Annotated in this window: 19 protein-coding genes; 7 read left to right on the top strand and 12 right to left on the bottom strand. The window is 63.1% G+C overall.

The window, feature by feature from the left end:
- Positions 1 to 1,233 carry a DUF3734 domain-containing protein gene (locus QFZ91_RS10005; RefSeq protein ID WP_429567146.1) on the top strand — a complete coding sequence of 411 codons (1,233 nt, stop codon included), beginning with the start codon at positions 1 to 3 and terminating at the stop codon, positions 1,231 to 1,233.
- 162 nt (positions 1,234 to 1,395) lie between these two features.
- On the opposite strand, the gene QFZ91_RS10000 is transcribed toward QFZ91_RS10005, so the two are convergent.
- On the bottom strand, positions 1,396 to 2,595 hold the full coding sequence (locus QFZ91_RS10000) for an amino acid aminotransferase (protein ID WP_429567145.1): 1,200 nt from the start codon (positions 2,593 to 2,595) through the stop codon (positions 1,396 to 1,398).
- Positions 2,596 to 3,040: 445 nt separating this feature from the next.
- On the opposite strand from QFZ91_RS10000, the gene uvrB reads away from it, so the two are divergent.
- From uvrB to QFZ91_RS09975, 5 genes are all read left to right on the top strand, one after another.
- The gene (uvrB, locus tag QFZ91_RS09995) at positions 3,041 to 5,134 is read left to right on the top strand and encodes an excinuclease ABC subunit UvrB (protein WP_429567144.1); all 2,094 of its coding nucleotides are present in this window, start codon (positions 3,041 to 3,043) and stop codon (positions 5,132 to 5,134) included.
- A gap of 340 nt (positions 5,135 to 5,474) precedes the next feature.
- Entirely contained in the window at positions 5,475 to 6,023 is a 549-nt protein-coding gene (locus QFZ91_RS09990) for an iron transporter (RefSeq protein WP_429567143.1), read from the top strand.
- A gap of 112 nt (positions 6,024 to 6,135) precedes the next feature.
- A complete protein-coding gene (locus tag QFZ91_RS09985) occupies positions 6,136 to 6,468 on the top strand; it encodes a cupredoxin domain-containing protein (RefSeq protein WP_013088988.1) in 333 nt (110 codons plus the stop codon).
- Between the two features lie 100 nt (positions 6,469 to 6,568).
- Positions 6,569 to 7,414 (top strand): FTR1 family iron permease, encoded by an 846-nt coding sequence (locus QFZ91_RS09980; RefSeq protein ID WP_176382350.1) that lies wholly within the window; start codon positions 6,569 to 6,571, stop codon positions 7,412 to 7,414.
- Positions 7,411 to 8,820 carry a 4Fe-4S binding protein gene (locus tag QFZ91_RS09975; protein ID WP_429567142.1) on the top strand — a complete coding sequence of 470 codons (1,410 nt, stop codon included), beginning with the start codon at positions 7,411 to 7,413 and terminating at the stop codon, positions 8,818 to 8,820. The genes QFZ91_RS09980 and QFZ91_RS09975 overlap by 4 nt, the downstream gene beginning before the upstream one ends.
- Positions 8,821 to 9,106: 286 nt before the next feature.
- Here QFZ91_RS09975 and hemP read toward each other — a convergent pair whose 3' ends face one another.
- The 4 genes from hemP to QFZ91_RS09955 form a co-directional block, all read right to left on the bottom strand.
- Positions 9,107 to 9,367, bottom strand: coding sequence for a hemin uptake protein HemP (hemP, locus tag QFZ91_RS09970; protein ID WP_429567141.1), 261 nt, complete (start codon positions 9,365 to 9,367; stop codon positions 9,107 to 9,109).
- A gap of 185 nt (positions 9,368 to 9,552) precedes the next feature.
- Positions 9,553 to 10,038 (bottom strand): SRPBCC family protein, encoded by a 486-nt coding sequence (locus QFZ91_RS09965; protein ID WP_176109081.1) that lies wholly within the window; start codon positions 10,036 to 10,038, stop codon positions 9,553 to 9,555.
- Between the two features lie 86 nt (positions 10,039 to 10,124).
- Complete coding sequence (locus QFZ91_RS09960; protein WP_429567140.1) at positions 10,125 to 10,523, bottom strand: OsmC family protein; 399 nt, start codon at positions 10,521 to 10,523, stop codon at positions 10,125 to 10,127.
- A 147-nt stretch (positions 10,524 to 10,670) separates the two neighbouring features.
- Complete coding sequence (locus QFZ91_RS09955; RefSeq protein ID WP_176123512.1) at positions 10,671 to 11,549, bottom strand: pirin family protein; 879 nt, start codon at positions 11,547 to 11,549, stop codon at positions 10,671 to 10,673.
- Positions 11,550 to 11,671: 122 nt separating this feature from the next.
- Between QFZ91_RS09955 and QFZ91_RS09950 the strand changes: the two genes are divergently transcribed.
- Positions 11,672 to 12,679, top strand: a complete 1,008-nt coding sequence (locus QFZ91_RS09950) for a LysR family transcriptional regulator (protein WP_176123511.1) — start codon at positions 11,672 to 11,674, stop codon at positions 12,677 to 12,679.
- A 426-nt stretch (positions 12,680 to 13,105) separates the two neighbouring features.
- On the opposite strand, the gene QFZ91_RS09945 is transcribed toward QFZ91_RS09950, so the two are convergent.
- The 7 genes from QFZ91_RS09945 to QFZ91_RS09915 form a co-directional block, all read right to left on the bottom strand.
- Positions 13,106 to 13,525, bottom strand: coding sequence for an ExbD/TolR family protein (locus QFZ91_RS09945; RefSeq protein WP_429567139.1), 420 nt, complete (start codon positions 13,523 to 13,525; stop codon positions 13,106 to 13,108).
- Between the two features lie 16 nt (positions 13,526 to 13,541).
- Positions 13,542 to 14,273 carry a MotA/TolQ/ExbB proton channel family protein gene (locus QFZ91_RS09940; RefSeq protein ID WP_429567138.1) on the bottom strand — a complete coding sequence of 244 codons (732 nt, stop codon included), beginning with the start codon at positions 14,271 to 14,273 and terminating at the stop codon, positions 13,542 to 13,544.
- Positions 14,274 to 14,301: 28 nt separating this feature from the next.
- Complete coding sequence (locus QFZ91_RS09935; RefSeq protein WP_429567137.1) at positions 14,302 to 15,045, bottom strand: energy transducer TonB; 744 nt, start codon at positions 15,043 to 15,045, stop codon at positions 14,302 to 14,304.
- Between the two features lie 326 nt (positions 15,046 to 15,371).
- Entirely contained in the window at positions 15,372 to 15,629 is a 258-nt protein-coding gene (locus tag QFZ91_RS09930) for a (2Fe-2S)-binding protein (protein ID WP_429567136.1), read from the bottom strand.
- A gap of 146 nt (positions 15,630 to 15,775) precedes the next feature.
- Positions 15,776 to 16,663: a glutamate racemase gene (gene murI / locus QFZ91_RS09925; RefSeq protein ID WP_429567135.1), complete on the bottom strand. Its 888-nt coding sequence runs from the start codon at positions 16,661 to 16,663 to the stop codon at positions 15,776 to 15,778.
- Between the two features lie 125 nt (positions 16,664 to 16,788).
- On the bottom strand, positions 16,789 to 17,268 hold the full coding sequence (bfr, locus tag QFZ91_RS09920; protein ID WP_176109072.1) for a bacterioferritin: 480 nt from the start codon (positions 17,266 to 17,268) through the stop codon (positions 16,789 to 16,791).
- A gap of 202 nt (positions 17,269 to 17,470) precedes the next feature.
- On the bottom strand, positions 17,471 to 18,994 hold the full coding sequence (locus QFZ91_RS09915) for a fumarate hydratase (protein ID WP_368716611.1): 1,524 nt from the start codon (positions 18,992 to 18,994) through the stop codon (positions 17,471 to 17,473).
- Position 18,995: the final 1 nt, after the last annotated feature.

Raw genomic sequence — 18,995 nt, 5'->3', positions numbered from 1 at the left:
GTGGCGCAACGCAATCTGAAGCGGGCGCGCGTGGGCGTGTCCGGCGACGGGGAAGGTGCGGGTGCGGCGATTGCCGCCCGCTCGCGCCGGCATCTCCGATTGCCCAACTACGAAACCATCGCGCTGATGCTGCAAGGCGGCGGCGCGCTCGGCGCCTACCAGGCCGGCGTCTTTCAGGGGCTTTACGAAACCGGCATCGAACCGAACTGGATCGCGGGAATTTCGATCGGCGCGCTGAATACGGCGATTATTGCGGGCAATGCGCCGGAACGACGCGTCGAGCGTCTGCTGCAATTCTGGGAGACGATCTGCCAGCCGGCGTTCGGACCGCCGTTGCCGGCTCCGGTCGAACACGTGCTATTCAATTCGAGCGAAGCGGTGCGCAAGGCATTTACGGCAGCGCAGGCGATGAGCGCAATCGTCGAAGGGCAAAAGGGCTTTTTCGTGCCGCGTTTCCCGCCGCCGTTGCCGACAGTGTCCGGCTCGCCGCAATTGGCGAGCTACTACGACACCACGCCGCTGAAGGCCACGCTCGAGTCGCTGTGCGATTTCGATCGGATCAATTCCGGGGAAATACGCGTGTCGGTGGGCGCGGTGAATTGCGGCACGGGCAACTTCGCGTACTTCGACAATACGCACACCACGCTCAGGCCCGAGCATTTCATAGCGTCGGGCGCGTTGCCGCCGGGCTTCGCGGCCGTCGAGATAGACGGTCAGTTCTACTGGGACGGCGGCCTGATGTCGAATACGCCGCTCTACGAGGTGCTCCAGACCACACCGCGTCGCGATACGCTCGCGTTTCAGGTCGATTTATGGAGCGCGATCGGGCCGGTGCCGGACAACATCACGGACGTGCAGGGGCGCATGAAAGACATCCAGTATTCGAGCCGTACGCGTCTCGTGACCGACATGCTGCAGCGTTCGCAGCGTTTCCGTCACGTACTGCGCGAGGTGCTGGACCGTGTGCCCGAAGAGCAACGCGACGATCCATGGTGCAAGCTGGCCGAAGATCTGTCGTGCTCGAAGCGCTACAACGTGATTCACTTGATCTACCGGCACAAGGAATACGAAGGACACTACAAGGACTTTCAATTCGGTCTGTCGACGATGCGCGAGCATTGGCGAAGCGGTCTCGAAGATATTGTCCGTTCACTCGAACAGCCCGACTGGCTCGATATGCCGCAGAACGATGCCGCGTTCGTCACGCACGATATTCATCGGGACTCGCGCTGATTCTTCGCGGAGAAACCCGACGCCGCGCCGGCAAGGCCCGAACGAACAGTCCGGCAGGCATAAAAAACGGCGCCCTTTTCTGAAAAAGGCGCCGTTTCTACAGACAGTTGCAGCGGCGAAGCTGCTGCACTGGCGCGGCAAACCTCCGCGCCGCGAATTGCCTTACTTGAGCACGTGAGCGATCGCGTTGGCGACGACGTCGAGGTTGCGCATATTGAGCGCAGCCACGCAGATACGGCCGGTGCTGACCGCATAGATGCCGAACTCTTCGCGCAGACGATCCACTTGCGCAGCCGTCAGACCCGAGTACGAGAACATGCCGCGCTGTGCGTTCACGAAGCTGAAGTCACGATCGACGCCGCTTGCCTTCAGGCGCTCGACGAGACCATTGCGCATTGCGCGGATACGGTCGCGCATTTCGCCCAGTTCGCCTTCCCACGTCGCGCGCAGTTCCGGCGACGCGAGCACGGCCGCGACCACCGAGCCGCCGTGCGTCGGCGGGTTCGAGTAGTTGGTGCGGATCACGCGCTTCAGTTGCGACAGCACGCGCGCCGCTTCTTCCTTGCTCGAGGTGATGATCGACAGTGCGCCGACACGCTCGCCGTAGAGCGAGAACGACTTCGAGAACGACGACGACACGAACACGTTCAGTTCCTGCGCCGCGAACAGACGCACGGCTGCCGCATCCGCTTCGATGTTGTCGCCGAAGCCCTGGTAGGCGATATCGAGGAACGGCACGAGATTGCGCGCCTTGACGACCTCGACGACCTGCTTCCACTGTTCGACGCTCAGGTCGACGCCGGTGGGGTTATGGCAGCACGCGTGCAGCACGACGATCGTGCCCGCCGCATAGCTGTTCAGCGCACTGAGCATGCCGTCGAAGTTCACGCCGTGCGTCTGCGCGTCATAGTACGGATACGATTCGACGACGAAGCCCGCGCCTTCGAACAGCGCGCGATGGTTTTCCCAGCTCGGGTCGCTGATCGCGACCTTGCTGTTGGGATTCACGCGCTTCAGGAAGTCCGCGCCGATCTTCAGCGCCCCCGTGCCGCCCAGCGCCTGCGCTGTGACGACGCGGCCGGCCGCGATCAGCGGCGAGTCGTTGCCGAGCAGCAGCTTTTGCACGGCGGCATCGTAAGCGGCGATACCTTCGATCGGCAGATAGCCACGCGGCAGCGCGGCATCGACGCGGGCCTTTTCCGCCTCGCGCACGGCGCGCAGCAGCGGAATCTTGCCTTCTTCATTGAAGTACACACCAACGCCGAGGTTGACCTTGGTGGCGCGCGTATCGGCGTTGAAAGCTTCGTTCAGGCCCAGAATCGGGTCGCGGGGAGCTAGTTCGACGGCGGAGAACAGAGACATGATGGGTGGGCAGCAGTAGTGAAAAGAGGGCGGCTTCGCGCGCGGGCGGCCTCATCTGGAGCGTCGGCGGCGTTTCGCGTGTGCGGCGTGAGTTCGACGAAACGCGAAAATCGGGGACGGCCTATGGACAGCGGCGAGCGAGCGCAACTTCGCATTGTAACGAATCCGGGCGCTTTTTTCGGACAACCAGATGGCCCAAGGGCAATTATTTGCTTGAAAAACAGGCACTGGGAGCCATGTGGCAGAAAGGAATTCGAGCGGACGGGGCGGTTTCGACCGCGCGACCCGGCCAAGGTGCGCTGTCCTTCGCCTCGCGCACAAGTCCGCAAAGGGCCATGACACGCCGCCGCCCGCGCGGCCAGCGCCCCCTACGTAACCCCGCTCGATCTTCGCTTTCCGCAACCCGTTAGAATGATTCTTTGCCCAAGGCCCGGTGCCGCCCCTCATGTCCGAACACCATCTGACTGAAGCCGACGATACGCTCGACGAATCCAAATTCATCACGTTCGACGGTTCGCCGTTCAAGCTCTACCAGCCGTATCCGCCCGCCGGCGACCAGCCCACGGCCATCGAGACGCTCGTCGAAGGCGTCGGCGATGGTCTCGCGTTCCAGACGCTGCTCGGCGTGACCGGCTCCGGCAAGACCTTCACGATGGCCAACACGATCGCGCGGCTCGGCCGCCCGGCGATCGTGTTCGCGCCGAACAAGACGCTCGCCGCGCAGCTGTACTCCGAGTTCCGCGAGTTCTTTCCGCGCAACGCGGTCGAATACTTCGTCTCGTACTACGACTACTACCAGCCGGAAGCGTACGTGCCGCAGCGCGATCTGTTCATCGAGAAAGACTCGTCGATCAACGAGCATATCGAGCAGATGCGGCTGTCGGCGACCAAGAGCCTGATGGAGCGGCGCGACGTGGTGATCGTCGCGACGGTGTCGGCGATTTACGGTATCGGCAATCCGTCCGAATACCACCAGATGATCCTGACGCTGCGCACCGGCGACCGGCTCGGCCAGCGCGATGTCATCGCGCGGCTGATCGCGATGCAGTACAGCCGCAACGAAGCCGACTTCCAGCGCGGCTCGTTCCGCGTGCGCGGCGATACGATCGATATCTTCCCGGCCGAGCACGCCGAGATGGCGGTGCGCGTCGAGCTGTTCGACGACGAAGTCGAAACGCTGCAGCTGTTCGATCCGCTCACCGGTCGCGTGCGGCAGAAGATTCCGCGCTTTACCGTGTATCCGTCGTCGCACTACGTGACGCCGCGCGACACCGTGCTGCGCGCGGTCGAAACGATCAAGGCCGAACTGCGCGAGCGGCTCGAGTTCTTCTATAGCGAAGGCAAGCTCGTCGAGGCGCAGCGGCTCGAGCAGCGCACCCGCTTCGACCTTGGAATGCTGCAGGAGCTCGGATTCTGCAAGGGCATCGAGAACTATTCGCGGCATTTCTCGGGCGCGGCGCCGGGCGAGCCGCCGCCGACGCTCGTCGATTACCTGCCGCCCGACGCGATCATGATGCTCGACGAATCGCACGTGCTGATCGGCCAGCTGAACGGCATGTACAACGGCGACCGCGCGCGCAAGGAAAACCTCGTCGACTACGGTTTCCGGCTACCGTCGGCGCTCGACAACCGGCCGCTCAAGTTCAACGAGTTCGAGCGCAAGATGCGCCAAGTCGTGTTCGTGTCGGCGACGCCCGCCGATTACGAGAAGAAGACGTCGGGGCAGGTCGCCGAACAGCTGGTGCGCCCGACCGGCCTCGTCGATCCCGAAATCGAGGTGCGGCCGGCGCGCAGCCAGGTCGACGACGTGCTCGGCGAGATCAACGAGCGCATCAAGGCCGGCGATCGGGTGCTCGTCACGACACTGACCAAGCGGATGGCCGAGCAGCTCACCGAGTTTCTGGCCGACCACGGCATCAAGGTGCGCTATCTGCACAGCGACATCGACACGGTCGAGCGTGTCGAAATCATCCGCGATCTGCGTCTCGGCGCGTTCGACGTGCTGGTCGGCATCAACCTGCTGCGCGAGGGGCTCGATATTCCCGAGGTGTCGCTGGTCGCGATTCTGGACGCGGACAAGGAAGGCTTCCTGCGCGCGGAGCGTTCGCTGATCCAGACCATCGGCCGGGCGGCGCGTAACGTGAACGGCAAGGCGATCCTCTACGCGGACAACATCACCGACTCGATGCGTCGCGCGATCGACGAAACCGAGCGGCGCCGGGCCAAGCAGATCGCGTTCAACGCCGCGCACGGCATTACGCCGCGTGGGGTCGTGAAACGGATTCGCGACATCATCGACGGCGTGTACAACGTCGACGAAGCGCGCGCCGAGTTGAAGGAGCAGCAGACCCGCGCGAAGTTCGAGGACATGTCCGAGAAGCAACTCGCCAAGGAAATCAAGCGCCTCGAAAAGCAGATGATGGAGTACGCGAAGAATCTCGAATTCGAGAAAGCCGCGCAGACCCGCGACCAGCTGGCGCTGCTGCGTCAGCGCGTGTTCGGCGCGAATGTCGGCGATCACGTGTCGGGCGTCGACTAATTGACGTTTCCCTCCACCGCTTTTATTCACCATGAAAGGGCGCGGCCGCTCGCCACGCCCTTTCTCATTGGCCAGTACCTGAGCTCCCGCGGGAGCCGTCCGGAGCGGTCACCTGGGCCGCGACGAATTCCGTCCCACCTTCCTCGACACAAAGATTTTCTTAAGCGAACCTTAAAACCATGCTGGCATGAGGCCGAGCGCACTAACAGGTTTGTTCTCATCAGCGATCGATGATAAACTCAACCAATATTGAGAATGGTTCGCATTTAAATTTACATCTGTCTTGCGGCCCCATGTTTCAATGAAATCGATTCCAGTCTGATAAAAACAAGGAGCATCAATGCGGATTTCTTCCTTTGTGCGGGGTGGCGCGGCAACGGTAGCCGCAGTCGCGGCGCTGTCGTCCTCGGCCGCCGAATATCCGATCGGCAAGCAGCGGATCCAGGGTGGCATGGAAATCGGCGTGGTCTACCTGCAGCCGATCACGATGGAGCCCGAAGGCATGATGCGCAAGGCGTCGGATTCGGACATCCATCTCGAGTCCGACATTCACGCGGTCAAGAACAATCCGACCGGTTTCGCCGAAGGCGACTGGATGCCTTATCTGCAGGTGCGCTACGAACTGACGAAGGCCGGCTCGAACCAGCCGTTGAAGGGCGACCTGATGGCGATGGTCGCGAACGACGGTCCGCACTACGGCGACAACGTCAAGCTGCAAGGCCCCGGCAAGTATCACCTGAAGCTGATCGTCGAACCGCCGATGCAGATGGGCCACATGGCGTTCGGCCGCCACGTCGACAAGGAAACCGGCGTGGGTCCGTGGTTCAAGCCCATCACGCTCGAATATGACTTCACCTTCGCTGGCATCGGCAAGAAGGGCGGGTACTGATCGGCGCGCGATGCAAACGCGGTCGCTCGACGTATCAGTGAATGCAGCAGACGGCGCGCGGACAGTCGGTGTGATATCCGGCGTCGGCGTGTCGCGTTTTCCGGAAAGGGCAATGGGAATCAACCGAAAGATCACGATGCTTGCCGCCACGTTTTGCCTGGCGGCCACGGCTCACGCAGCCGACCTGCCGACCTTCAAGCTCGAAATGAACGACGGCAAGCTGAACCCGGCCCGCATCGAAGTGCCTGCGGGGCAGCGTATCAAGATCGAAGTGCGTAACACCGGCAAGGGCGCGGCGGAATTCGAAAGCGTGCAATTGCGTAAAGAGAAGGTGCTGGCGCCGGGCGCCGATTCGTTCGTCGTGATCGCCCCGCTGGAGCCGGGCGAATACAAGTTTTTCGACGACTTTCATCAGCAGGCGCAGGGCGTGATCGTCGCGAAGTAAGCAGTGGTCTCGATCGGCGGCGAGCGCCGTGGGAAGCGGGCGCAGTCGTTCGAGCGAGACAACGGAAGCGGGCAGTAGAAGGATCGAAGGGAGAGCTTGAATGGGTCAGATTCTGTTCATCGTGTGGCGGGAAAGTGTCGAAGCGCTGCTGGTTGTCGGCATCCTGTACGCGTGGTTGAAAAATGGCGACGACGACGCGCGCCGCGGCCTGCCGTACCTGTGGGGCGGCCTGGCGGCCGGCGTGATCGCGGCGGTCGCGCTCGGCGCGGCGCTGGTCGGCTTCACCGAGGTGCTCTCCGGTGACGCGCAGGATTACTTCCAGACCGCGATGGTGCTCATCGCCTGCGTGCTGATCGTGCAGATGGTGCTGTGGATGAAGCAGCACGGCCGCACGCTGAAGCGCGACATGGAACAGTCGCTGCAAAAGAGCAAGCGCGATTCGAACTGGTGGGGTGTCGCGCTGCTGGTCGCGCTGGCGATCGCGCGCGAAGGCAGCGAAACGGTGATCTTCCTGTACGGCCTCGGCTTCGGCCAGTCGGGTCATGTCGACGGCAGCCAGATGCTCGCTGTCGCGATCGGTCTCGCGCTCGCATTCCTGACCTTCTACGTGTTACAGCTCGGCGGCAAGATCATCTCGTGGCGGGTCTTTTTCCGCGTCACCGAAATCATGCTGCTGTTCCTCGGCGCGGGGCTGTTCCAGACCGGCATCGACAAGCTGATCGACAAGGAAATCCTGCCGACGCTCGTCGACCAGCTGTGGAATTCGTCGGCGATCCTCGATGATTCGAGCACCTTCGGTTCGCTCGTCGCGACGCTGACCGGCTACCGTGCGCATCCGGCACTGATGAATCTGCTTGCCTATGCCGTCTACTGGGCAGTCGTTTATCTGCTGTTGCGCCGCGCCACTCGCAAGCCCGCGCAGCAAACAGCAGGGCGCGCGGCATGAGCGCCGTGATGGCTTCGCGGCCGGGGCGCCTCGCGGCGGTCGGCCAGTGGATGCAGCGCCATGGCGCGGTGATTCGTGGCATCCAATGGGTCGTGGTCGCGGTGTACGCGTTGCTGATCATCGCGCCCGCGCTGATGCCGCTGCCGGACGATACCGCGCATCTGTGGAGCAGCCTGACGCTCGCCGCGCAGTTCGTGTTCTGGGGCATCTGGTGGCCGTTCGTGTTGCTGTCGATGGTGATGCTCGGCCGCGTCTGGTGCGGCGTGCTGTGCCCGGAGGGCGCGCTCGCCGAGTTCGCGAGCAAGTACGGCCGCGGCCGCGCGATTCCGCACTGGATGCGCTGGGGCGGCTGGCCCTTCGTTGCGTTCGGCATCACGACGATCTACGGCCAGATGGTGAGCGTCTACCAGTATCCGAAGGCGGTGCTGCTGGTGCTCGGCGGCTCGACTTTCGCGGCCATCGTGATCGGTCTGCTGTACGGACGCGAGAAGCGCGTCTGGTGCAAATACCTGTGCCCCGTCAACGGGGTTTTTTCGCTTCTGGCGCGCCTCGCGCCGTTTCACTACAAGGTCGACGAAGACGCGTGGCGCCGTTCGTACACCAACGGCGAGCATGGGCACCGGGTGATTCCGATCAACTGCGCGCCGCTCGTGCCGTTGCGCAACATGAAGGGCGCGGCCGACTGCCATATGTGCGGCCGCTGCAGCGGACACCGTGATGCGATCGAGCTGACGTGGCGCAAGCCGTCGACGGAAGTCGTGCAGTTGGGCGACAAAAAGGCGAATCCGTGGGACACCGCGCTGATCCTGTACGGCCTGCTCGGTATCGCGATCGGTGCGTTCCACTGGACCGCGTCGCGCTGGTTCATCGACCTGAAGATGTTCGCGGCGACCTGGCTCGTCGATCACGACATCACGTGGCCGCTCGACACCAATGCCCCGTGGTTCCTGTTCACGCATTACCCCGACCAGAACGACGTGTTCTCGTGGCTCGACGGCTCGCTGCTGATCGGCTACATCCTCGCGACGGCGCTCGTCTATGGCACCGCGCTGCTGCTGTTGCTGACGGGCGCCACGCGCATGCTCGGGCGCTTCAACGCAACGCGGTTGCATCACTTGACGCAGGGGCTGATTCCGATTGCGGGCGCGGGTGTGTTCCTCGGTTTGTCGGCGACGACGCTGTCGCTGCTGCGCGCCGAGCACGTGTCACTGTGGTGGGCGGCGGATCTGCGCATCGCGATTCTCGTGATTGCCAGCGCGTGGAGCGCATGGCTCGCGTGGCTCGTCACGCGTCGCTATAGCGAGCGCTTCGTGCAGCGCGCACTGGCGATGCTGTGGTTCGTCGCGGCGCTGACGGTCGTCAATAGCGCGTGGTGGCTGATGTTCTGGGGCTGGGCGTCGAAGTAAGTGTTTGGCCTGTGTTCGGTGCGAACGCTGGCGCAAGCGCAAAGAAAAAGCCGTGGAATGGCAACGTCCCACGGCTTTTTCATTTTCATCTTCAGCGATGTGCGTCGTTGCGCGGCCGCTTTCGAGTGGGAACCAAAAAAAACGGCCTGGCTTGCTGCGACGGCTGGCTTGGGGTCTGCACGAAGGGGTCTAGTTCTCGCGTGCAAGCCGTCGTGGCTGGCTAATGCCTAACACCTCTCGGGGAGGTGGTCCCCACAATACCCGGTACTTACTTCGTGTTGCGTTGCTACTTCGTCAGGATCAGCTTGCCGAGGCGCGTCGCACGTAACCGGTACGTCTCGCCGTTGTGCACGATGCTGATGTGACTATGGCCTTGCAGCAACGCGTCGCTGCGCACGACCCGTTCCGCCGTCTCGCCTTGGCCGGCGGTGCGTTCCGCGGTGGGCTTCGCCGCTTGCGCGGTCGTCGTCGACGGCTTCGCGCGGCTGGTCAGCGCGGCCGCCGAGCGGCGCACGCTGAGCGTGGTGGAGCGAGTCATATCGGTCATTCGTTCTAGCTTGTTCGTCGATTCGATGGGATGATTCTAAATGATAACTATTCCTATTCACAAGGGCGAGAAATTCATCGGATTCGATTTCTGATAGCTGAATGGAATGTGCGGCTAGACGACGACCTTGGGGCCATCCTGGACATGGCCCCGCAGCGGCGCGGGCGAGACGCCCGCGCGGTTTCTCAGTGCAACGGTCCCGGTTCCTGTTTGGTCGCGACGTACTGGCGGATCAGTCTCACCGTGTCGATATCGTTCTCGCGATATGCGGACTTGACGATCTCCTGGGTCCGCACGGCGTCCTGATCGGTCGTCGAGACGGGCAGCGTGGTCGCGTACTCGAAGCGCAGGAACAACTGCAGTTCGTCGGGTTGCTCGATCGTCATCGTCAGTGAGCCGCCAACGTGTTCGGCGGTCGGCAGGATGTCGTAGCGCACGCTGTCGCTTTCCTGCAGCGTGACGCGATCGCGCACGGTGGCCTGGCCGTAGTGCAACTCACGCTCGAGCACATTGCCGTCGCGCGACAGGATCGTGCAACTGTCGAGACCCATCACGAACAGTTGCGGCTGCTCGGCGCGCAACACGAGACCTTCCCACAGTTGCTCGCGGGTCATCGATTCGACGAGGGGATTCAACGGATCGTTGATCTGAATGAGGTGTTCGAAATTCAAGTCGACTGCGTCCTATGAAAATATTGCAATGCCCGTGGCCCGAACGGGCGACGTCCGACCGTCCTATGCATCGTCTGGTGCGCCTGTTAAGCGACGGCGAGCGCGGAGCGGATCGAGATCGTGTGCGTGAGGATCTTGTGCACCGGGCATGCATTGGCAATCTGCAAAAGCCGTTCCCGCTGCGCGTCGGACAGTTCGCCGTCGAGCATGATCTGACGGTCGATCGTCGAGCCCGCGTCGCCGGTTTCCATCGACAGTTTGACCCGTACGCTCGCGAGCGGCCAGCCTTTGCGCTGCGCGTACATCTTTAGCGTGATCGACGTGCACGCGCCGAGGCTCGACAGCAGCAGCGAGACCGGTGTCGGGCCGCGGTCGCCGCCGCCTAGCGATTCCGGTTCGTCGGCAATCCATGTGTGCTTGCCGTCGTCGAACACGACCTGGAAATTCGTCGAACCGATGTGGGCGGTGACGGTGGGCTCTGCCATGCGCGCTCCTGTGATAGCGATCATATTGGGTCGCGCGCCTCGGACTGTTGCAATCAACGCGGCTCGCGCGACATGAGCCGATATTGTGACCGAATTTACCGGTGTTCGCGCCCCGAGAGGGGCGATCTGGCGGCGCGCGTTAGCCGGTCAATGCGTGATCGCGCCCATCCGCCCGGCCTGATAGTCGACCACCGCCTGACGGATCTCGTCCTCGGTATTCATCACGAACGGGCCATAGCGCACCACCGGCTCCTTCAGCGGCACGCCGCCGAGCAGCAGCACTTCGAGCGGTTCGTCGCCGGCCGTGATGGTTACCGTGTCGCCGTCGTTGGCGAACACGACCATCGTGCGCGCGTCGAGGTCGGCGCGCGCGTCGCCTTCGCCATACACGCCCTTGCCGGACAGCCCATACGCGAACACGCGATAGTCGGCCGGCACCGGCTGGCGGATCGTCGCGCCCGGCTGCAGAGAGAAATGCTGATACAGGATCGGCGTACGCGTTTCGATAGCGGCCTTGATGCCGAGCGCTTCGCCCGCGATGACCTTGACGCGCACCCGGCCGTCTTCGGACGTCGCGACTGGGATGCGTGCCGACGGGATCTCCTGGTAGCGCGGCGCGATCATCTTGTCGCGACGCGGCAGGTTCACCCATAACTGCAGGCCGTGCACGCGCCCGCCGGTGCGCGTGAATTCCGGGTCGGGCATTTCGCTATGCACGACGCCCGCGCCCGCGGTCATCCACTGGACGTCGCCGGCGTGCAGCGTGCCCGAATGACCCGCCGAGTCCTTGTGGCCGAACTGGCCCTCGAGCACGTAGGTGACCGTCTCGAAGCCGCGATGCGGATGATCGGGCGCGCCGATGGCCTCGCCCGGCGCATAGTCGACCGGCCCCATTTCGTCGAGCAGCAGGAACGGATCGAAGTCCATCAGGAGACGCGTCGGAAACGGTCGATGAACGACGAATCCGCCGCCTTCCACCGTGCGAACCGACGGAAACGTGCGTTCGATCGTACGTGACGTAGTCATCAATATCACCTCGAAAAATGGGGAATAGCGTTATTTCTGAAACATGGAGCTATTATAGGGACCGTTTTTCGCGGTGCCAGCCGCCCCTCAGCAATGGATTGTTCTGTTTATGGAACGATGAGATGAAGATCGATTCACACAACCTGAACGACCTGATGTACTTTTCGCAGGTCGTCGAACATGGCGGATTTTCGGCCGCCGAGCGGGTGTTGGGCATCTCGAAGTCGCGCCTGTCGCGCCGGCTCACGGAGCTGGAGGCGTCGCTCGGCGTGCGGCTGTTGCAGCGTTCCACTCGCAAGCTCGCGCTGACGGAAGCGGGGCAGCTGTTCTACCAGCACTGTCAGGCGATGCTCAGCGAAGCGCAGGCGGCGGTCAATGTCGTGCAGCAGCTGCGCTCGTCGCCGCGTGGCACGGTGCGCGTCAGCGTGCCGGTCACGATCTCGCAGACGATTCTGTCGACGATCCTGCCGGAATTCATGCACCGCTATCCGGAAGTGCGCGTCGTGATGCGCGTGACCAATCGCGTGGTCGATCTGTTCGAGGATTCGATCGACGTCGCGCTGCGCGTGCGTTCCGATCCGCCGGAAAACGCGAACATCGTCGTGCGGCCGCTGTGGCGCACCGAGCAGATGCTGGTCGGCGCGCCGAGCCTGCTGCAGCAGAATGCGCCGCCGTTGACGCCGGCCGACCTGAACCGCTTCGAAACACTCGACGTGCCGACGAGCGACGGCCGCCACGTGTACAACCTGATCTCGCCCGACGGTACGCGCCATGCTCACGAGCACGAGCCGCGTCTCGTGACCGCCGATCTGATGACGATTCGCGAGGCGGTGCTAGCCGGTGTCGGCATCGCCGCATTGCCCGAGATGATGTATGGCGCCGCGTTGAGGGCGGGACTGTTGTCACCCGTGATGCCCGGCTGGAGTTTTCCGACGCCGCAGTTGTACGCGGTGTTCGTATCGCGTCAGGGCATGGTGCCGGCCGTGCGCGCGTTCGTCGATTATCTGGTCGAGATGCTCGATCCCGACGAAGGTAAGCACATCATGGGCGAGTGTCCTGCGCACGGCAACAAAACGGTGGCGCAGGCATCGGTTGCGGCGGCGGCTCCGGTTGCGTCGACTGTGGCTTAATCAGGCGCTTGAGGAAACTCAAGAGTCGCACGGTACGCTGCGGCCGCTATCGCGCTTCGCAAATCGCTTTTAGCATTTAAGCGTGGCCTGTTATGGTTACTTTCAATGGCCGTTTGCTTGAATGCGCGCGCGCACAGGAATATAGTGAAATCCCTTTCGCTAAGGAGTCTCCTATGCGAAAACTCATGGCCGCTATCATAGCGGGCCTGATAGGGCTGACCGCGTTGTCCGTGTCGACCACGGCCCTCGCATGCGGTGATAAGAGCTATCAGTCTTCGGCCGATGGCAAATGATCCCGCCGCCCGAAGGCGCCGAGCGCGCACAAAAAAGGCCTTCATCCGACGATGAAGGCCTTTTACTTTCTGGCCGTGTTTCAACGGGTTTTTCGCGTGGACGAGCGTTCTGCTTCGCGTGCCACGCGACCCGTTACTTCGCTTTGGGCTGCGTGACGAAGCCGATCTTCGTCAATCCGCCAGCCTGCGCGGCGGACATCAACTGAGCGACCTTCTCGTACGGCACCTTGCGGTCCGCATCGAGATGTAGTTCCGGCTGCGGGCTCGCCTGCGCGGCCGCGGCGATCTTCGCGGCGAGCGCTGCGTCGTCGACCTTGGTGCTGTCCCACAGCACGTTGCCGTTCGCGTCGATCGACACCGTCACGTGCGCGGGCTTCGTGTCTTCCTTCTGACTGCTCGCATGCGGCAGATCGATCTTGGCCGCGTGACGGATCACCGGAATCGTCACCATGAAGACGATCAGCAGAACCAGCATCACGTCGACGAGCGGCGTCATGTTGATCTCGTTCATCAGGCCGTCGTCATCGTCTCCGGCGAAAGGGCTCATTGCCATTGGAGTGCCTCGTCGATCAGTTGGCGCGGGTCGCGAGACGCAGGCCGTCGCCGCGCTTGGTCGACGACAGACGGGCACCCGTTACGAAGAACGCATGCAGGCCGTGCGCGAAGCGGCTCAGCTTCGCGACAATCGCCTTGTTGGCGCGCGTCAGCGCGTTGTAGCCGAGCACCGCCGGAATCGCGACGAACAGACCGAACGCGGTCATGATCAGCGCTTCGCCGACCGGGCCGGCAACCTGGTCGATCGACGACTGGCCGCTCGCGCCGATCGCGAGCAGCGCGTGATAGATGCCCCACACGGTGCCGAACAGGCCGACGAACGGCGCGGTGCTGCCGATCGACGCGAGAATCGCGAGACCGCTCTGCATGCGCGCGACGCTTTCGTCCATCGTGTCTTTCAGGCAGCGCGTGATCCAGTCCGACACGTCCATGCGGTCATGCAGATGCGGCTGCGTCTGGTGATGATGGTCGGCCGCTTCCCGGCCCGACAGCGCGAGCGCGAGGAACGGATTGTCATGCGGCGTCGAGGCGCCGCCGCCGAGCTTCTTCACGCCGTCGGGGAGGTCGTCCGAATGCCAGAACGCCTGCTCGGCGTTCTTCGTCAGGCGCTTCAGGCGCACCACATTCCACCCCTTGACGACGATCACGCTCCACGACATCACCGACATGATCAACAGTGCGAGCGCGATACCGCGCGTCACGAAATCCCCTTGCGCCCACACGTGCGCCAATCCGTAGTTTTGCATCTCAATTCCTTGTTTTTGAAAGCTTGCTTCAGTCGGTCAGATTGAAGTTGAAAGGCTGGGTGTACGCGGCTCTGATGGGCTCGCCGTTCTCGAGATACGGTTTGCAGGCGCTCGCGCGCACGGCGGCGACGGCCGCGTCGTCGAGACGGCTAAAGCCGCTGCTCTTCTTCAACTCGATGCTTTCGAGCTTGCCGGTCAGGCCGACCACGAAGTGGACGTACGCCGTGCCGGCCTCGCCGCGGCGCCGCGACAGCGCAGGGTAGTCCGGATGTGCGATGTTGCAATCGAGATGCGACACGTTCTTTGGCGCACTGATGTCCATCGTCTGTTTGCCGATCGCGGGCGCTGCCGCGGCGGGCGGCGTCGCCGGTGCGGCAGGCGCGGGTGGTGTCGGATCGGGCGCCGCGACGGGCGTCGGCGACGGCGCAGCGGCCTCGGGCAACGGAGTCGGAGTGGGAGTCGGCTTTGGCGTGGGCGCTGGCTTCGGCTGGACTTTCGGCTTCGTATGGACGGGCGGCGTCGGCTGAGTCGGCGGCGGTGCGATCGATTGCAGCGCGACCGGCGCGGCGATCGGTGCGGGCGGCAGCAGCTCGGCGGTCATCACGTGCGATTCGAGCGCGACCTGCACGGGCTCGTGACGCAGCGTCATGATCACGGCAAGCAGCGCGACGTGTACCGCGGCGACCACGGCGGTGGTCGTCAGCACGCGGGAATTCGGGCGGGTGGACGACGCCAGCGGGGCGCCTGCGGTAACGGGGTGCGGGGCCTGCATGGTCAGTGTGGCAGCGCACCGTTCGGGCGGCGCGGCAGACAGGACATCGTCATGTTCGGAAAATCAGCAGCGAAATGAACAAAGTAGTCACGAAACCAATCAGCAATTCCATCTCGAACTCCTTTCGAAGGGGAGAGCGGGTAGCTGGCTGGTACGAACACTGGCTTGCTGACGGCAGTGGGATAACGCGGTACGGCGGACTGTACTGCGGTTGTGTTGCAGATCTGCGGCACTTTCAATGTCGCATTAGGCGTTGCATGAAATGCGCATGAAGTATAGGGGCTTTGGGACACTGACACGGCTTGCACCGCGCCCCGCTAGCTAATTCAGGCTGCCTTGCGCTCGTAGAACGAGACCTGCACGACCTCGGCGATGCTCTGCACTTGCTGATGACGCTCGACCACACCGCAACGACTCGCGCACACGCCGCTCTGCAGCATCACGTCGCGCACGGATTCCTCGCATTTGCCGCAGCACGAGGCGACGCCAAGTTCAAACTGCAACTCGTCGAACGAGTCGATGCCGTCCGCGATCGAGGAGCGGATGGTGCGGTCGGAAACGGATTTGCAAACACAGACGATCATGGCAGGCGTCAGCTAACGTTAATGCGAATTATTATCATTTTGTTTGGTTCGTTTGACAAGCGTCGTCTGCGATTTTTTGTAACAAAACCAGCCTCTTAGAATGGATTTCGTCCGAAGAGCGGGCAGCGGATGAGCGAGATCCGGCTCTAGGCGGCGCGGGAATCCGATGCGGCTGTGCGGCGGGAGGGTATCAAGACGTGCTCGACCGTAGCCTCGATCCGCAGCAGTGTGGCGGCCAGTTGCTGCTGATGGATGCCGTCGTCGGTGGAGTAGAAGCGTGGTAGCGGCGTGCTTGCGGCCGGCGTGGCGGCGCGCAGGCCGTGCTGCTCAAGCACGCGTTCCAGTTGGCGAGCGATAGCCACGCTCGTGTCGATCAGCGCGAGCCGCTCGCCGACGATGTCGCGGATCGCAGCGTCGAGAAACGGGTAATGGGTGCAACCGAGCACCAGCGTGTCGGCGCCGGCGTCGAGCATCGGTTGCAGGTAGCTGCGCAGCAGTGCGCGCAGCTCGGCCGAGCCGACGTCGCAGCGCTCGACCGCCTGCACGAGCCCGTGCCCGGGCTGGCAGAGAAAGCGGCAATCGGCGGCGTAGCGTTCGAGCAGTCCCTGGAAGCGGGCGCTGCGCAGCGTCGCCTGGGTTGCCAGCACGCCGGCGACGCGGCTCCTGGATTGCAGTGCGGCGGGCTTGACGCCCGGTTCGACGCCGACTAGCGGAATCGGCAGCTTTTCGCGCACCAGCGCGATCGACTGCGCGGTCGCCGTATTGCACGCGACCACGAGCGCCTTCGCGCCTCGTGCGGCGAGCCATTCGCCGATCGCTAGCGTGCGGTCGGTGATGAAGTCGTCGTCACGCTCGCCATAGGGCGCGTACAGCGAATCGGCGACATACAGCAGCGCCTCGTCAGGCAATTGCGCGCGCACCGCGCGCAGCACCGACAGTCCGCCGAGCCCCGAATCGAAAATACCGATCGGTGCCTGCGACGCGGCGCCAGCGGCAATACTGCGGACAGTCGGGGACGGCGCGGGGACGGGCATAGTGAAGAAAACGAGCGTGACGTGGCGGTAGAAGAAATAGGCGGAGCCAGGGGCAAAGCGCGAGCAAGCGCGCAAGTATATCGCCCACGCGCCGCTACCTCGCGGGATGCTTCAAGGTGCCTCGCTCAGGACTCGACCGAGCCCATCGCGCTTTGCTGGTAGTTCTGGATACCGACCTTGTCGATCAGATCGAGCTGGGTTTCGAGCCAGTCGATGTGCTCTTCGGTGTCGTCGAGAATCTTCGTGAAGATTTCGCGCGAGATGAAATCGCGCACCGATTCGCAGTAGGCAATCGCCTCCTTGCAGGTGCTTTGCGAAATCTGTTCGAGCTTCAGATCGCATTCGAGGATCTCTTTGGTTTCCTCACCGATCAGCAGCTTGTGCAGGTCCTGCAGATTCGGCAGACCGTCGAGCATGAAGATCCGTTCGATCAGCATGTCGGCATGCTTCATTTCGCCGATCGACTCGTCGTACTCGTGCTTGCCGAGCTTATCGAGGCCCCAGTGACCGTACATCCGCGCATGCAGGAAGTACTGGTTGATCGCGGTCAGCTCGTTCTTCAGCTGCGCGTTCAGATATTCGATGACCTTCTTGTCGCCTTGCATGTTATTTCCTTTTTCGGGGACCTTGAATTTCCAACAACAATAAACGCCATGCCCCAAAAAGCCAAGAATCCGACACAAGTTTTGGCGGCGTTTGCGGCCTCGTGCGTGCGGCGCCTTGCGCATGCGTGATGCGGGGCAAAAAAAAAGCCGGGACCGCAGCCCCGGCTTTTCGACCGATCCGAGTGGCGCTAATTGCGACTGATCAAGCCGTGGCGACCGGAATCTTGCCGATCTTGGCCTGCCATTCCTTCGGGCCGGTCTGGTGCACGGAGGTGCCGTTCGAATCGACGGCGACCGTGACCGGCATGTCTTGCACGTCGAACTCGTAGATCGCTTCCATGCCGAGGTCTTCGAACGCGAGCACCTTCGCACTGCGGATCGCCTTCGACACGAGGTACGCGGCGCCGCCGACGGCCATCAGATACGCGGCCTTGTGCTTCTTGATCGCCTCGATCGCGACCGGGCCGCGCTCGGCCTTGCCGATCATCGAAATGAGGCCCGTTTGCGCGAGCATCGTCTCGGTGAACTTGTCCATCCGCGTCGCGGTGGTCGGGCCTGCCGGGCCGACCGCTTCGTCACGTACCGGATCGACCGGGCCGACGTAGTAGATCACGCGGTTGGTGAAATCGACCGGCAGCTTCTCGCCCTTCGCGAGCATGTCGGCGATGCGCTTGTGCGCGGCGTCGCGGCCCGTCAACATCTTGCCCGACAGCAGCAGCGTCTGGCCCGGCTTCCAGCCGGCCACTTCTTCCGGCGTCAGCGTGTTCAGATCGACGCGTTTGCTGGTTTCCGTGTTCGGTTCCCAGTGCACCTTCGGCCATGCGTCGAGCGACGGCGCTTCGAGCCTGGCGACGCCCGAACCGTCGAGCGTGAAGTGCGCGTGGCGGGTCGCCGCGCAGTTCGGGATGATCGCGATCGGCTTGGACGCGGCGTGCGTCGGCGCGGCCATGATCTTCACGTCGAGCACCGTGGACAGGCCACCGAGACCCTGCGCGCCAATACCGAGCGCGTTGACCTTCTCGTGCAGCTCGACGCGCAGCTCTTCGATCCAGTCCTTCGGGCCGCGTGCGATCACGTCCTGGATGTCGATCGGGTCCATCAGCGATTCCTTGGCCATCAGCATCGCTTTCTCAGCGGTGCCGCCGATGCCGATGCCGAGCATGCCCGGCGGGCACCAGCCGGCGCCCATCGTCGGCACGGTCTTCAGAATCCAGTCGACGATCGAGTCCGACGGGTTCAGCATCGCGAACTTCGACTTGTTCTCCGAGCCGCCGCCCTTGGCCGCGACCTGCACGTCGACGGTGTTACCCGGCACGATCTCGTAGTGGATCACGGCCGGCGTGTTGTCCTTGGTGTTCTTGCGCGCGCCTTCGGGCGGGCTCACGATCGATGCGCGCAGCACGTTGTCCGGGTTCAGATAACCGCGGCGCACGCCTTCGTTGATCATGTCGGTGACGCTCATCGTGGCGCCGTCCCAGCGCACGTCCATGCCGACCTTCACGAACACCGTGACGATGCCGGTGTCCTGGCAGATCGGGCGCTTGCCTTCGGCGCACATGCGGCTGTTGGTCAGGATCTGCGCGATCGCGTCCTTCGCTGCCGGGCTCTGTTCGAGCTCGTATGCGCGGCCGAGCGCTTCGATGTAGTCGAGCGGATGGTAGTAGCTGATGTACTGCAGCGAATCAGCGATGCTCTGGATCAGATCTTCCTGTTTGATGACGGTCATG

The organism is Paraburkholderia sp. JPY419, assembly GCF_050435705.1.
Taxonomy (GTDB): domain Bacteria; phylum Pseudomonadota; class Gammaproteobacteria; order Burkholderiales; family Burkholderiaceae; genus Paraburkholderia; species Paraburkholderia youngii.
This window is presented reverse-complemented; position numbering and strand designations above follow the sequence as displayed.